General features: G+C 74.5%; 11 protein-coding genes and 2 pseudogenes. 9 read left to right on the top strand and 4 right to left on the bottom strand.

The window, feature by feature from the left end; all coding sequences use genetic code 11:
• Nucleotide 1 precedes the first annotated feature (1 nt).
• The gene (locus tag ACFYOS_RS16085; protein WP_387141224.1) at nt 2-409 is read right to left on the bottom strand and encodes an HPF/RaiA family ribosome-associated protein; all 408 of its coding nucleotides are present in this window, start codon (nt 407-409) and stop codon (nt 2-4) included.
• A gap of 294 nt (nt 410-703) precedes the next feature.
• Between ACFYOS_RS16085 and ssb the strand changes: the two genes are divergently transcribed.
• From ssb to ACFYOS_RS16070, 3 genes are all read left to right on the top strand, one after another.
• A complete protein-coding gene (gene ssb, locus ACFYOS_RS16080; protein WP_387141221.1) occupies nt 704-1,483 on the top strand; it encodes a single-stranded DNA-binding protein in 780 nt (259 codons plus the stop codon).
• 108 nt (nt 1,484-1,591) lie between these two features.
• Nucleotides 1,592-2,602: a cobalamin biosynthesis protein gene (locus ACFYOS_RS16075; protein WP_387141525.1), complete on the top strand. Its 1,011-nt coding sequence runs from the start codon at nt 1,592-1,594 to the stop codon at nt 2,600-2,602.
• Nucleotides 2,599-4,137: a cobyric acid synthase gene (locus ACFYOS_RS16070; RefSeq protein WP_387141218.1), complete on the top strand. Its 1,539-nt coding sequence runs from the start codon at nt 2,599-2,601 to the stop codon at nt 4,135-4,137. Before ACFYOS_RS16075 ends, ACFYOS_RS16070 begins: the two co-directional genes overlap by 4 nt.
• Here ACFYOS_RS16070 and ACFYOS_RS16065 read toward each other — a convergent pair.
• Complete coding sequence (locus ACFYOS_RS16065) at nt 4,131-4,532, bottom strand: rhodanese-like domain-containing protein (RefSeq protein ID WP_387141522.1); 402 nt, start codon at nt 4,530-4,532, stop codon at nt 4,131-4,133. The two genes, ACFYOS_RS16070 and ACFYOS_RS16065, sit on opposite strands and share 7 nt — an antisense overlap.
• Nucleotides 4,533-4,669: 137 nt before the next feature.
• Here ACFYOS_RS16065 and ACFYOS_RS16060 point away from each other — a divergent pair.
• From ACFYOS_RS16060 to ACFYOS_RS16045, 4 genes and pseudogenes are all read left to right on the top strand, one after another.
• Nucleotides 4,670-5,374 (top strand): annotated as a pseudogene (locus ACFYOS_RS16060) (uridine kinase); the annotation flags it as partial.
• Nucleotides 5,364-6,716, top strand: a complete 1,353-nt coding sequence (locus ACFYOS_RS16055) for a dipeptidase (RefSeq protein ID WP_387141519.1) — start codon at nt 5,364-5,366, stop codon at nt 6,714-6,716. The pseudogene ACFYOS_RS16060 and the gene ACFYOS_RS16055, both read left to right, overlap by 11 nt.
• Before the next feature lie 77 nt (nt 6,717-6,793).
• Nucleotides 6,794-7,000, top strand: a complete 207-nt coding sequence (locus ACFYOS_RS16050; RefSeq protein ID WP_387141215.1) for a hypothetical protein — start codon at nt 6,794-6,796, stop codon at nt 6,998-7,000.
• A 73-nt stretch (nt 7,001-7,073) separates the two neighbouring features.
• The gene (locus ACFYOS_RS16045) at nt 7,074-8,660 is read left to right on the top strand and encodes an ATP-dependent DNA ligase (RefSeq protein ID WP_387141212.1); all 1,587 of its coding nucleotides are present in this window, start codon (nt 7,074-7,076) and stop codon (nt 8,658-8,660) included.
• A 29-nt stretch (nt 8,661-8,689) separates the two neighbouring features.
• Here the strand turns inward: ACFYOS_RS16045 and ACFYOS_RS16040 are convergent.
• Nucleotides 8,690-9,490: pseudogene (locus tag ACFYOS_RS16040) on the bottom strand (SURF1 family protein); the annotation flags it as partial.
• A 145-nt stretch (nt 9,491-9,635) separates the two neighbouring features.
• Here ACFYOS_RS16040 and ACFYOS_RS16035 point away from each other — a divergent pair.
• Both ACFYOS_RS16035 and ACFYOS_RS16030 read left to right on the top strand, forming a co-directional pair.
• Nucleotides 9,636-11,003, top strand: a complete 1,368-nt coding sequence (locus tag ACFYOS_RS16035; RefSeq protein WP_387141209.1) for a cobyrinate a,c-diamide synthase — start codon at nt 9,636-9,638, stop codon at nt 11,001-11,003.
• The gene (locus ACFYOS_RS16030) at nt 11,000-11,569 is read left to right on the top strand and encodes a GNAT family N-acetyltransferase (protein ID WP_387141206.1); all 570 of its coding nucleotides are present in this window, start codon (nt 11,000-11,002) and stop codon (nt 11,567-11,569) included. Before ACFYOS_RS16035 ends, ACFYOS_RS16030 begins: the two co-directional genes overlap by 4 nt.
• Nucleotides 11,570-11,668: 99 nt before the next feature.
• Here ACFYOS_RS16030 and ACFYOS_RS16025 read toward each other — a convergent pair whose 3' ends face one another.
• Complete coding sequence (locus ACFYOS_RS16025; protein WP_387141203.1) at nt 11,669-13,804, bottom strand: transglycosylase domain-containing protein; 2,136 nt, start codon at nt 13,802-13,804, stop codon at nt 11,669-11,671.
• Nucleotides 13,805-13,857: the final 53 nt, after the last annotated feature.

Genomic DNA, 13,857 nt, shown 5'->3' with positions numbered 1-13,857 from the left:
CTCAGCCGGTCTCCGCGTCGGTCCGTTCGGCGGCCTGCGCGGGGACGCCCTCCTGGCCGTTCTCCCGGAGGTGCTTGTTGTGGCGCGGCTCCTGCCGGGTCTTCGCGTCGTTCAGCCGGCGGCGCAGGTCGTCCCGGACGTCGTTCAGCGCGGCGTGCAGGTCCTCCTCGCCGGAGGTGGTGACGATCTTCTGCCGGCCGGCGATCCAGCACTCCAGGGTCACCTTCTGGCCCCGGGCGTCCCGGTCCTTGACCGACACCTCCAGCTCGGTCGCGTCGGCGTGGAATCCCGCGAGCCGGGCGTCCAAGGTCGCGAACTGCTCAGCGATCCAGTTCCGGTCGCCCTGAGCGAACCCGGCCCCGACCCGCAGGCACTCGGCCACGGTCGCCGGGTTCGTCACGGCGCTCATCGCCGGACCTCGCGATCGGTCGTACGGAGTGAGCGGAGGATCATCTCGCTGCCCTCTCTCTCGGTTGATCAACTCCCTACCCAGTCGGTGCGGGTCCGGAACCGCCCACACCTGTCGATGGTGTCGCGCCGCGGGTCGCCGCCCCAGGGACCGTGGTCCCTAACAGACGGGACCTTGATCAGGTCGTTGTCCACAGGCCTGCCCGTCGTCCACAGCCCGGCGCTGCGCGGCTGGTGGTCGGGGCGCCGCCGGTCGAGGCTCGGTCCGACAAGCCGAGTCTCCCTGGGAGGGGCGATGTTCGATACGTACGTCACCATCGTCGGCAACGTGCTGACCGCGCCTGAGTGGCGCCGTACCACGCAGAGCAACACCCTGGTCGCCAACTTCAAGGTCGCCTCCACGGCCCGCCGGCTCGACCGGGACTCCGGCCGGTGGGTGGACGGGAACAGCCTGCGGGTCCGGGTGAACTGCTGGCGGAAGCTGGCCGAGGGGGTGGCCGCCTCGGTGATGGTCGGCGACCCGGTGGTCGTCGCCGGCCGCCTCTACACCCGCGACTGGACCGACGACGCGGGCAACCACCGCACCCTCTACGAGCTGGAGGCGGTGGCGGTCGGGCATGACCTGTCCCGGGGCCGGGGGCGCTTCCTGCGCAACCGCCCGAACAGGGCGACCAGCACGGTCGAGGACGCCGAGGCGGAACGCCGGGTGCCCGGCGAGGCGACCGAGGCGGTGCCGGTGGCGCAGGCGCCGACCTCCCTCGACGACCGGCCGTTCGACGACGAGTTCGACGCGCTGGAGTTGGCCGCCCCGCACGGCGGGCCCGGGCTTCCCGACGACCTGGACGGGCCGCCGTCCGGTGACTTCGACGCGGCGGCCGACCCGTTCGACGACCTGACCGCCGACGACGGCGATGACGGCGACGACGAGGAGGGCGACGACGGGAAGGGCGACGACGAGTCGGCCGCGGAGCCCGGCGACCCCACCGGCGGGCCGGCGCCGGCCGGCGACATCGAGGGCGTCACCGCGACCGGCCGGGGCCGGCGGGGCGGACGGCGCACGCCGGTGCCCGCCTGAGCCATCGGATCGTGCAACGGGGAGCGGGGTGGCGACGCCGACGTGGCCACCCCGCGTACGACTAGGCTGGCCGGCCGGAGGTGGTGACGGGTGCGGGAGGCGACCGCCATGGCGAACGCGGCGGGACTGGTGGCGGGATACGCCCTGGACTCGCTGCTCGGCGATCCCCGCCGGTGGCACCCGGTGGCCGGGTTCGGCCGGGCCGCCGGTGCCCTGGAGCAGCGCGTCTACCGGCCCGACCGCACGGCCGGAGCCGTGTTCACCGCGCTCGCCGTCGGCGCCCCGGTGCTGCTCGGCGTCGCCGGCACCCTTGCCACCCGGCGTCGCCCGCTGGCCCGCGCGGCGCTGGTGGCCGCCGGCACCTGGACCGTGCTGGGCGGTCGCACCCTGCGCCACGAGTCGAGGGCGATGGCCCGGGCGCTGCAGCGAGGTGACCTGCCCGCCGCCCGTGGCCGGCTCAACCACCTGTGCGGCCGGGACCCGTCGACCCTGGGTGAGTCGGAGCTGGCCCGGGCCACCGTCGAGTCGGTCGCCGAGAACACCTCCGACGCGGTCGTCGCGCCGCTGCTCTGGGGCGCGGTCGCCGGCCTGCCCGGCCTGCTGGGCTACCGCGCGGCGAACACGCTCGACGCCATGGTCGGGCACCGCTCACCCCGCCACGCCCGCTTCGGCACCCCCGCCGCCCGCCTGGACGACCTGCTCAACCTGGCTCCGGCCCGGCTGACCGGATTGCTCACCATCGCGGTCGCGCCGGCCGCGCACGGGGACCGCCGGGCCGCCCTGCGGATCTGGCGCCGGGACCGCAACGACCACCCGAGCCCCAACGCCGGCCAGTGCGAGGCGGCGATGGCCGGCGCGCTCGGCGTGCGGCTGGGCGGGCGCAACATCTACTTCGGTCGCGCCGAGACCCGACCGTTCCTCGGCGACGGGCCCCGGCCCGAGGCCCGGCACCTGAAGCGGGCCGCCCGCATCTCCGGCGCGGTCGGCCTGGCCGCGCTCGGCCTCGCCGCCACCTACCCGGTGACCGTCGGTCGCCTGGTCGGCGCGGCCGGTCGGTCGGTGCTGCGCGGCCTGGCCCGGTCCGCAGCGGGCGAAGTGTCCGAGGGGAGCGGGCGATGAGCGGCGGGCTGCTGGTCGCCGGCACCACCTCCGACGCCGGCAAGAGCGTGCTCACCGCCGGCATCTGCCGGTGGCTGCGCCGCCGGGGCGTGCGCGTCGCGCCGTTCAAGGCGCAGAACATGTCCAACAACTCGGCGGTGGTGGTCGGCCCGGACGGGCGCGGCGGCGAGATCGGCCGGGCCCAGGCCATGCAGGCCGCCGCCTGCGGGGTCGCCCCGGACCTGCGCTTCAATCCGGTGCTGCTCAAGCCGGGCAGCGACCACGCCAGCCAGGTGGTGCTGCTCGGCGAGGCGGTCGACACCCTCACCGCGAGCAACTTCCGCGAACTGCGTCCCCGGCTGGCCGGCACCGCCTACGCCGCGCTCGCCGAGCTGCGGGCCGCGTACGACGTGGTGATCTGCGAGGGGGCCGGCAGCCCGGCCGAGATCAACCTGCGGGTCGGCGACTACGTGAACATGGGGCTGGCCCGGCACGCCGGACTGCCCACGATCGTGGTCGGTGACATCGACCGGGGCGGGGTGTTCGCCTCGATGTTCGGCACGGTCGCCCTGCTCGACCCGGCCGACCAGGCGCTCGTCGCCGGCTTCGTGATCAACAAGTTCCGGGGTGACCTCGGGCTGCTCCAGCCGGGGCTGGACATCCTGCACCGGGTCACCGGCCGCCCGACGTACGGGGTGCTGCCCTGGGAGCTGGACCTCTGGCTGGACGCCGAGGACTCGCTCGCGTACGGGCGGGTGCTCGGCCGGCCGGCGGCGCCCCGGGGCACCGACTGGCTCGACGTGGCGGTGGTCCGGCTGCCCCGGATCAGCAACGCCACCGACGTCGAGGCGCTCGCCACCGAGCCGGGGGTCCGGGTGCGGCTGACCGTCGAGCCGGCCGAGCTGGCCGCCGCCGACCTGGTGGTGCTCCCCGGCTCCAAGTCGACCGTGGCCGATCTGGCCTGGCTGCGGGAGACCGGCCTGGCCGACGCCGTGTCGGCGCACGCCGCGGCCGGCCGGCCGCTGCTCGGCATCTGCGGCGGGTTCCAGATGCTGGCCCGGGCGATCCACGATCCCGTGGAGAGCCGGCAGGGCAGCGTCCCCGGGCTCGGGCTGCTGCCCATCGAGGTCACCTTCGACCCGCGCAAGACCGTCCGGCGGGCCGCCGGCACCGCCGCCGGGGACGTCCCGGTCCACGGTTACGAGATCCACCACGGCGTCGTCTCCGCCGCCGACCCGGCCCTGCCACCACTGCTGCGCTACGCCGACGGTACCGGCGAGGGTGCCCGGCTCGGCGCGGTGCACGGCACCCACTGGCACGGCGCCTTCGAGTCCGACGTCTTCCGCCGCCGGTTCCTCACCGAGGCGGCCCGGCTGGCCGGCCGGGCCGGCTTCAAGGTCGCCCCGGACACCGCGTTCGCCGACGCCCGCGAGCGCACCCTGGACCTCCTCGGCGACCTGGTCGAGGAGCACCTCGACACCGACGCCCTGTGGCGGCTGGTCGAGTCGGGGCCGCCGTCGGGCCTGCCGTTCATCCCGCCCGGCGCACCTCAGTAGCGCACGTCGGCCGGGCGGTCGGAGATCGGCAGGCCGGCCTCCCGCCACCCCTGCACGCCACCGATCATGTCCGTCGCCCGGCGCAGGCCGAGCGTCTGGAGGCTGGCGGCGGCCAGGCTGGAGCTGTAGCCCTCGCGGCACACCACCACTACCATGCGGTCATACCCGGTCGCCTCGGGGATCCGCCAGCCGCTGGCCGGGTCCAGCCGCCACTCCAACACGGTCCGGTCGATGACGATCGCCCCCGGCAGTTCGCCCTGCTCGCGCCGCTGCCCCTCGGTACGCGTGTCGACCAGCAGCGCGCCGTTGCGGACCGCCTCGACGGTCTGGTGCGGAGTGAGCCGGCGCAGTCCGGCCCGGGCCTGTTCCAACAGGGCGTCGACGCCCGGACACATCACGTCATGGAGCACCACCCGATGATGCCGGGTGGCCGGACCCATCCGCCCGGTGAACGGGCTGCTGAGCGGCAGGATCCAGCGGACGGGGGACGGTCCTCGCGGCGGGAGCCGGGTGCGGCGCTAGCGTCGGTCGGGTGACGGTGGCGGTGATCGAGGCGTACGCGGCACTGGCCCGGCGGGTGCTCGCCGGACCGGCGCGGTTGGGGCGTACCCGGCTGGTGGCGGTCGACGGGCCGAGCGGCGCGGGCAAGAGCGTCTTCGCGGCGCGCCTCGCGGACGCCCTCGCCGCGCTGCCCGGCGGCGACCGGCCGCCGGTGGTCCGCACCGACGACCTGCTCGACGGCTGGGACGACCAGCTCACCTTCTGGTCCCGGCTGGAGGAGTGGGTGCTCGGCCCGGTGCGCGCGGGCCGGCCGGGGGCCTACCGCCGGTACAGCTGGGTGCGGCGGTGCTTCCTGGACCGGCCGGTGCCGGTGCCGGCCGGGCCGGTGCTCATCGTCGAGGGGGTGAGCGCGGCGCGGGCGCACGTCCGGCCGGAGCTGACCCGGTCGGTCTTCGTCACCGCGCCCGCGGAGCTGCGGCTGTCCCGCGCGCTCGCCCGGGACGGCACGGAGATCCTGCCCGAGCTGCGCCGTTGGCACACGGGGGAGCGGGCACATTTCGCCACCGACGGCACCGAGGCCGCGGCGGACCTCGTGGTCGACGGCGCGCCGGGCCTCCCGCACGACCCCGCCCGCTACTACGTCCGCCGCCCCTGACCTGGGGACGGGCTCGGGCGGTGGGCGGCGGTAAGGCCGGCATACGATGCCGGTCATGACCACACCGATCATGTCCGAGTCCGAGGTACGGGCCGCCGTCGAGCGGGAGCTGCCCGGCGTCCGTGCCGACCTGGAACGCCTCGTCCGCATCCCGGGCATCGCCTTCGAGGGATTCGACCACTCGCACCTGGAGCGCTCCGCCGAGGCGGTGGCGGAGCTGCTGCGCGGCTGCGGCCTCGACACGAAGATCGTGCGCTCCGGCGGCCAGCCGGCGGTGATCGGGAGGAAGCCCGCCCCGCCCGGCGCGCCCACCGTCCTGATGTACGCCCACCACGATGTCCAGCCCGTGGGCGACCGGTCGCTGTGGGAGTCCGACCCGTTCGAGCCGGTGGAGCGGGACGGCCGCCTCTACGGCCGGGGCGCCGCCGACGACAAGGCCGGCATCATGGCGCACATCGCCGCGCTGCGCGCCTTCGGCGACCGGCTCCCGGTCGGCGTGGTCCTCTTCATCGAGGGCGAGGAGGAGTACGGCTCGGACTCGCTGGAGCAGTTGCTCGCCGCGCACCGCGAGGAGCTCGCCTCGGACGTCATCGTCATCGCCGACTCCACCAACTGGGACATCGGCGTGCCCGCGCTGACCACCTCGCTGCGCGGCATCGTCAACTGCTTCGTGGAGGTGCGCACCCTCGACCACGCCGTGCACAGCGGCATGTTCGGTGGTGCCGTGCCGGACGCCCTCACCACCCTGGTCAAGCTGCTCGCCACGCTGCACGACGCGGCCGGTGACGTGGCCGTCGAGGGCCTGGTCGGCCGCGAGGGCGCCACGGTCGACTACCCGGAGGACCGGTTCCGCGCCGAGGCCGGGCTGGTCTACGGGGCCGAACTGTTCGGAACCGGCCGGATCACCGACCGGCTCTGGACGAAGCCGGCCCTCGCGGTGCTCGGCGTCGACGCCCCGGCCACCGGGGAGGCGCCGAACGCGCTGGTCCCGGCCGCCAAGGCCAAGCTGAGCGTCCGGCTCGCGCCGGGCGACGACCCGAAGAAGGCGTACGCGGCGTTGATCGCCCACCTGGAGAAGCACGCGCCCTGGGGCGCGCAGGTGACGGTGACCTTCGAGCACGACGGCGCCCCCTGCGTCATCGACGCCACCGGGCCGATGTTCGAGGCGGCACGCGCGGCCTTCCGGGGCGCCTGGGACGGCACCGACCCGGTCGACATCGGCGTCGGCGGTTCCATCCCGTTCATCGCCACCTTCCAGGAGATGTTCCCCGAGGCGGCGATCCTGGTCACCGGCGTCGAGGACCCGCACGCCCGCGCGCACGGGCCGAACGAGAGCCTGCACTTGGGCGAGTTCGCCCGGGTCTGCGTGGCCGAGGCGCTGCTGCTGGCCAAGGTCGCCGAGGCGGGCGCGAACCGGAGTTAGCTGTCGGAGCCGTAGCTTCGCAGCCGATGTCGGAGTTTGCGGTGTGTCGGCCGGCAGGGTGTTATAGCCTTTCGTACATGCGTACGAATGACGAGATGACCCGGCTCCAAGCCGCCGTCAACGCTCTGGGGGACGTCGACGTCTCCGCGTGGCCCGAGGACACGCTCAAGGACCAGCTTGGCGAGCTCTCCGCCGCGCTGGTCACGCTCGACGCGCTGCTGACCCGGGTCGCCGACGAGGTCCGCGCCCGCGGCCTGCGGATCGAGGAGCCGGTCTCGGCCTGACCGGGACCGGCTCGCTCGACGGTCCACGGCGGGAAGCCCCGCCGTGTCGGGGGTGGCTGGCAGGATGTGTTCCGTGCGGTTCCTCGATCTGGCGGCCACCTCCGCCGCGGTGGGCGCCACCAGCGGCCGGCGGGCCAAGGTGGAGCTGCTCGCCGCCGCGCTGCGGTCGCTCGAACCCGGCGAGGTCCCGGCGGGTTCCGGCTACCTCGCCGGTGAGCTGCGTCAACGACACACCGGGGTGGGCTGGGCGAGCCTGCGTGACCTGCCGCCGCCGGCGGCCGAGCCGACGTTGACGGTGGCCGGGGTCGACGCGGCTATCGACGAGATCGCCGGGGTCGGTGGCGTCGGCTCGCAGGCCCGCCGTCGGGAGATGGTCGGCCGGCTCTTCGCCGCGGCCACGGCCGACGAGCAGCGGCTGCTGGTCGGCCTGTTCAGCGGTGAGCTCCGCCAGGGCGCCCAGGCCGGCCTGCTCGCCGACGCGGTGGCCCGGGCGGCCGAGGTGCCGGTGACGGCCGTCCGCCGGGCCCTGCTGCTCGCCGGTGACCTGCGCGCGGTGGCGGTCGCCGCGCTCTCCGGCGGCGCGGCGGCGCTGGCCGGCTTCGGGCTCCAGGTGGGCCGCCCGCTGGCGCCGATGCTGGCCCAGAGCGCCCCCAGCGTGGACGAGGCGCTGACCGCCACCGGCGCCCCGGCGGTGGTCGACGTCAAGCTCGACGGCATCCGCATCCAGGTGCACCGGTCCGGACAGGACATCGCGATCTTCACCCGCAGTCTGGACGACATCACCACCCGGCTCCCCGAGGTGGTGGCCGCCGTGCGCGCGCTGCCCGCGCGGGAGCTGGTGCTCGACGGCGAGGCGATCGGGCTGGACGCCGAGGGCCGCCCGCTGCCGTTCCAGGAGACCTCCAGCCGGGTGGCGCGGCGCACCACGCCCAGCACCACCGGTCGCACGCCGGTGGCGCCCGCGGTGCTCGCCGCCGCCGAGCGGACCGGCGACACCGTGCTCACGCCGTACTTCTTCGACCTGCTGCACCTCGACGGCGCGGATCTGATCGACCTGCCCGGCCGGGAGCGGTGGGCCGCGCTGGCCGGAGCGGTCGACCCGACGCTGCTGGTCGGCCGGGTGGAGGTGGCCGACCCGGAGCAGGCCGGGGCCGCCTTCGCCGCCGCGGTCGACGCCGGCCAGGAGGGGGTGGTGGTCAAGGACCCGGCCGCCCCCTACGCCGCCGGGCGGCGCGGTTCTGCCTGGGTCAAGGTCAAGCCCCGGCACACCCTGGACCTGGTGGTGCTGGCGGTCGAGTGGGGCAGTGGCCGTCGGCAGGGCTGGCTCTCCAACCTGCACCTCGGCGCGCGCGACCCGCGCACCGGCGAGTTCGTCATGCTCGGCAAGACGTTCAAGGGGCTCACCGACGAACTGCTGCGCTGGCAGACCCAGCGCTTCCTCGACCTGGCGGTGGAGAAGGGCGACTGGGTGGTCCGGGTCCGCCCGGAGCAGGTGGTCGAGATCGCGTTCGACGGCGTGCAGACCAGCAGCCGCTACCCGGGCGGCGTGGCGCTGCGCTTCGCGCGGGTGGTGCGCTACCGGGACGACAAGACCGCCGCCGAGGCCGACACCATCGACGCCGTCCGCGCCATCCACGCCGGCCGGGTCACCACCGGCTGAGGCCCGAGGCGGGTCAGGCGGAGGCGCTGGTCGCCGGCCCGGTCGACCGGCGTACGCGGCTTGTCGAGGCCGGCCCGCCGGCGCGCCTCCCGGCGGGCCACCCAGGCGTAGCCGACGAGGCTCATGGCCGAGAAGATCCACCACTGCACCACGTAGCCGAAGTTCTGCCAGTTGTTGGTGTGTCCGATCGGGACCGACTGGAAGGCCGGGTCGGCGGCCGGTGTCTGCTGCTCGAGCAGCACGTACCCGCCGGCCACCGGGTAGGGCAGCTGCCGGGCGATCCGGGGGACGCTGATCCGCCGGGTCTCCAGCCTGCCGTCGCGCCGGTCGACGGCGCCGCCGCCGCTCTCGGTGGACACCACCCGGCCGGTGACCGTGACGTCGCCGCTCGGTGCGGCGGGCACCGGTGGCTGGGCGGTGGCGCCGCCCCCCGGGGCGGGCGGGATCCAGCCGCGGTCGACCAGCACGGCGGTGCCGTCGGCGAGGACCAGCGGGGTGAGCACCTCGAAGCCGACCTCGCTGTCGACCGTACGGCCGCGGACCAGGACGACGTTCGCGGTGTCGTACCGGCCGGTGGCGGTCACCGTGGTCCAGGTGATCCGGTCGGCCGGGGCCGGGCCGGTGCTGCCCGGTCCGCCGGTCGGGGCGGGCAGGGCGTCGCGCAGCGGTGCCGGGGTCATCGTCGCGCCGGCGTCGATCCGCTCGTTGATCGCCGTACGACCGTGGTAGCGGTCCAGCTGCCAGTTGCCGAGGAACACCATCAGCGCGGCGGCGACCAGGGTCAGCGCGAGACAGCCCAGCCAGCGCGGGGTCAGCAGGAACCGGTACACACCAGGAAGGCTACCCGTATGAGCGGGGCCACTGACCTGCGCCGGGCGGGAAGCCGGGTCGGAACCGACCGGTCGGCGGCCGCTGGGTGTCGGCTCGGCCGGGTATGGTCACGCGGGCCGAAACCACCCAGATCAGGAGTCGATGATGACCGTCGTGCCGCGCGTCGTGCTGAGCGCTCCCTCCTCGGGGCACGGCACCGGTGCCCTCTCGCTCGGACTGCTCGCCGCCCTCGTCGACCGGGGGCTGGACGTGGCCGGCTTCAAGATCGGGCCGGACCAGGTGGACGCGGCGTACCTGGGGCTGGCCGCCGGGCGGCCGGGGCGGACCCTGGACCCGCGGCTGGTCGGCCCGGAGCGGATCGCGCCGCTCTTCGCGCACGGCGCGGCCGGCGCCGGGTTCGCGCTGGTGCAGGGCACCATGGGGCTCTACGACTCGATCTCCGGCCGGCCCGGGACCGAGTCCACCGCAGCCGTCGCCACCGCGCTGCGCAGCCCGGTGGTGCTGGTGGTGGACGTGGCCGCGATGGGCCAGTCGGTGGCCGCCCTGGTGCACGGCTTCCGGTCCTACGACGAGCAGCTCTGGCTGGGCGGTGTGATCCTCAACCGGGTGGCGTCGCCCCGGCACGAGGCGATGCTGCGTGCGGCGCTCGACGACGTCGGCGTGCCCGTCTACGGCGCGCTGCGCCGGCACGAGCTGCCCCCGGTGCTCCCCGCCCGTCGGCACGGCATGGTCCCGGTGGTCCAGCGGGACGACGAGGCGGAGCGCGCGGTGCGCCGTCTCGGGGAGGCGGTGGCCGCCACCGTCGACCTGGACCGGCTGCTGGTGCTGGCCCGATCCGCGCCGGCGCTCACCGTCGAACCGTGGTCGCCGGAACCGGCCGGGGGCGCGCCGACCGGCGAGCGGCCGGTGGTCGCGCTCGCCGGCGGCCCGGGCGGCAGCTACAGCCACCCGGAGACCGCCGAGCTGCTCCGGGCCGCCGGGGCCGAGGTGGTCACCGTCGACCCGCTGCGCGACGAGGCGCTGCCCACCGGGACCCGCGCGCTGGTCGTCGGCGGCGGGCTTCCCGAGGCGTACGCGGACCGGCTCTCCGCCAACCGCCGGCTCTGCATCGCGGTGGCCGAGTTGGCCCGGACCGGCCGGCCGGTGATCGCCGAGGGTGCCGGGCTGCTCTGGCTGGCCCGCGAGCTGGACGGGCTGCCCATGTGCGGGGTGCTCGACGCGATCGGCTCGAGCCGGGACGGCCTGGTGATCGGCTACCGGGCGGCGACCGCCCGGACCGACAGCGTGGTCGCCCCGGCCGGCACCACGGTGGTCGGGCACAAGCAGCACGCCGCCGTGCTCACCCCGCGGGCCGGCGAGCGGGCGGCGTGGAGCTGGGAGGGCGGCGCCCCGGAGGGCTTCGTCTGGCGGGGCGTGCACGCCTCGCAGCTCGTGCCGCACTGGGCCGCGTACCCGGAGATCGCGGCCCGGCTGGTCGCGGCGGCCGTGGCCCCGGCGGAGGCCCCGGCGTGATCGGACAGGTGGCCGTCCGCCGCTTCCCGACGCTGACCGTCTCCACCCCGCGCACCGAGGTGCGCCCGCTGGTGGTGGCGGACGCCGCGGCGGTCGACGAGGTGTTCGCGGATCGGCAGACCCAGCGCTGGCTGCCGCTGGCCGACTCGTCCGGGCAGATCGAGGGGCGGGCCTGGTGCACCGAGCTGGCCCGGCAGCGCCGGGACAGCGGCGACGGCGATCACTACGGGGTCGTCCGCCGGGAGGACCAGCGGGTGGTCGGCTGCCTCTGGACCCGCCGCACCGACTGGGGCGCCCGGCTGACCGAGGTGTCGTACGCGGTCGCGCCGCACGCCCGGGGGTACGGCCTGGCCGCCGAGGCAGTGGACGCGGTGGCCATCGCGCTGATCCTGGAGCACGGCTTCCAGCGGGTCGAGCTGCGGGTGGCGCCGGGCAACGTGGCCTCGCGGCGGGTGGCCGAGAAGGCCGGCTTCAGCTACGAGGGCCTGTTGCGCAATGCCGGCTTCGTCCGGGGCGCCCGGGTCGACCTCGAACTCTGGTCCTTCGTCGCCGCCGACCTGCGCTGAGCGCCGAGGAAGGCGGTCAAGAGGTTCGCGGGCACGGGCCGCGAACCTCTTGACCATCTGCCCGGGCGCACCCCCGGGCGGTCTGGCGACGGCTCCGCCTCAGCCGACGATCTGGTCGGACGGTGGGGTGAACTGGCGGGTGGGCTGGCCCTTGAGCGCGTCGCGCAGGGTCGTCGCCACCGCGTCGACGGGCACCTGGGACAACCCGTCACCCACGGCGTTGAACGGGTTGTCCGGGTCGGCGATGAAGCTCGCCGCGGCCAGCTCCGGGGTGAAGCCGACGAACCAGGCGGACCGGGTGCTGTCGGTGGTACCCGTCTTGCCGGCGACCGGGCGGCCGACCGTGCCCCGGACGCTGTCGGCGGTCGACCAGCCGCCGCAGCCACCCTTGGCCGGGCTGTCGCCGGTCGGGCAGCGCGCGGCGTCGGTGGCGGCCCGGGCCGCGTCCGCGCTGACCACCTGCCGGCAGCGCGGCTTGGCGACCTCCCGCTCCACGCCGCCGGCGGTCGTGTACATGGCCGGCGTGCCGTCCCGGTTCAGGATCGAGTTCACCGGGATGGCCTCGCAGTACCGGCCCTCGGCCGCGACCGTGGCGTACGCGTTCGCCATCTCCAGCGGGGTGGCGTCGGAGACGCCCAGCGTGAACGCACCCCACTTGTTCGCCTGGCCCGGCGCGGCGTGCTCGCGGTCCACGTCGGTACGCCAGCGCAGCCCGAGCTGCTCGGCCAGGCGCACCCCCTTCTCCGCGCCGACCTTCTCCTCCAACTGCACGAAGAAGGTGTTCACCGATTTGCCGAAGCCGGACCACATGGTCTGCACGCCGGTCATCGCGCCGCTGGCGTTGACCGGGGCCCACCCGTCGTAGATGGCCGACTGGTACTTGAACGGCGAGTTGATGGTGTCGGAGAGCTTCGTCCCGGAGTTGAGCGCGGCGAGCATCGTGAACATCTTGAACGTCGATCCGGCCTGGTAGCCGGGGAGTGTGCCCCCGCCGAGCAACGGCGCGACCGTGTTCGGGTAGTTCGCCTTGACCTTCGGGCCGGCCTCCGGATTGGAGCTGTTCGGGTTGTCGCTCAGGTCGAGCGAGTAGGTCCGGTTCACCGCCATCGCCTTGATCCGTCCGGTGCCCGGTTCGGCCACCACGATGCCGTTGGCGAACGGGCTGCCGGTGGCGTCCTTGGCCCCGACGTTCTTCTCCGCCGCATCCTGGATCTTCGGGTCGAGGGCGAGCACGATGCGGTAACCGCCGCGGCGCAGCTTGTCCATCCGTTCCAGCCGGTTGTTCCCGAACGCGGGCTGCGAGCTCCACCAGTTCTTCAGGTAGTCGCAGTAGAAGCCCCACGTCGCCCGGTACTTCTCGAGCAGCGACGCGCAGTCGTTCGGCGGGTTGGTGAGCTTGAGCTTGATCGGCTCGGCCTTGGCCTGCGCGGCGGCGTCGGGCGACAGGTAGCCGAGGCGGGCCATGTTGTCGAGCACGTAGTTGCGCCGGCCGGTGGCGTCCTTCTGGTCCGAGGTGATCGGGTCGTACTCCGACGGGGACTTGACCAGGCCGGCGAGGGTGGCCGCCTCGGCCGGGGTGAGGGTGGCCGGGGTCTTGGAGAAGAAGATCTGCGCGGCCGCGTAGATCCCGTACGCCCGGTGGCCGAAGTAGGCCGAGTTGAGGTAGCGCTCCAGGATCTGTTCCTTGCTGAGGTGCTTCTCGATGTCCAGTGCCATGCGCATCTCCTTGACCTTGCGCAGGCTGGTCTGCTGGGTGGCCTCCTGGACCTCCTTCGGCGTCCTGGCGCTGTCCCGCAGAGCCATCCGGACGTACTGCATGGTGATGGTCGAGGCGCCCTGGGAAACGCCGCCGGAGCGGGAGTTGGCCACGAAGGCGCGGGCCACGCCCTTCGGATCGACGCCGTGGTGCTGGTAGAAGCGGTTGTCCTCGGCGGCGACGATCGCCTGCTGGATGTTCGGCGACATCTCCTCGACCTTGGTGTACTGCCGGTACTCCTCGTAGAACATCGTCAACACGGTCCTGCCGTCCGGCGCGTAGAGGTACGAGGTCTCGGCGGGTAGCGCGGTCTTCAGGATGCTCGTCTTCTGCTCCACTGCGTGCGCGGTGGCCTTGGCACCGATGCCCGTGACGGCAGCCAGCGGGTACAGCGCGGCGGCGACCACGATGCCGGCGATCAGCCCGGCGCGGAGGAGGGGAACGGCACGACCAGCTGAGGCAAGGGGTCGGGTGCTCACGTGGCCAAGCTATGACATTTCCGATTCGGAAATGAGAAGAATTCATAAACGGG

The sequence above is a fragment of the Micromonospora sp. NPDC005806 genome (genome assembly GCF_042871425.1).
Classification (GTDB): Bacteria; Actinomycetota; Actinomycetes; order Mycobacteriales; family Micromonosporaceae; genus Micromonospora.
The sequence above is the reverse complement of the archived record's forward strand: the minus strand, read 5'-3'. Positions and strand labels throughout refer to the sequence as shown.

What these genes read in the sequence shown, in the direction of transcription:
- ACFYOS_RS16085 (WP_387141224.1), bottom strand. Translation starts at nt 409, where the DNA reads ATGAGCGCCGTGACGAACCCGGCGACCGTGGCCGAGTGCCTGCGGGTC.
- ssb (WP_387141221.1), top strand. Translation starts at nt 704, where the DNA reads ATGTTCGATACGTACGTCACCATCGTCGGCAACGTGCTGACCGCGCCT.
- ACFYOS_RS16075 (WP_387141525.1), top strand. Translation starts at nt 1,592, where the DNA reads ATGGCGAACGCGGCGGGACTGGTGGCGGGATACGCCCTGGACTCGCTG.
- ACFYOS_RS16070 (WP_387141218.1), top strand. Translation starts at nt 2,599, where the DNA reads ATGAGCGGCGGGCTGCTGGTCGCCGGCACCACCTCCGACGCCGGCAAG.
- ACFYOS_RS16065 (WP_387141522.1), bottom strand. Translation starts at nt 4,532, where the DNA reads ATGTGTCCGGGCGTCGACGCCCTGTTGGAACAGGCCCGGGCCGGACTG.
- ACFYOS_RS16055 (WP_387141519.1), top strand. Translation starts at nt 5,364, where the DNA reads ATGTCCGAGTCCGAGGTACGGGCCGCCGTCGAGCGGGAGCTGCCCGGC.
- ACFYOS_RS16050 (WP_387141215.1), top strand. Translation starts at nt 6,794, where the DNA reads ATGCGTACGAATGACGAGATGACCCGGCTCCAAGCCGCCGTCAACGCT.
- ACFYOS_RS16035 (WP_387141209.1), top strand. Translation starts at nt 9,636, where the DNA reads ATGACCGTCGTGCCGCGCGTCGTGCTGAGCGCTCCCTCCTCGGGGCAC.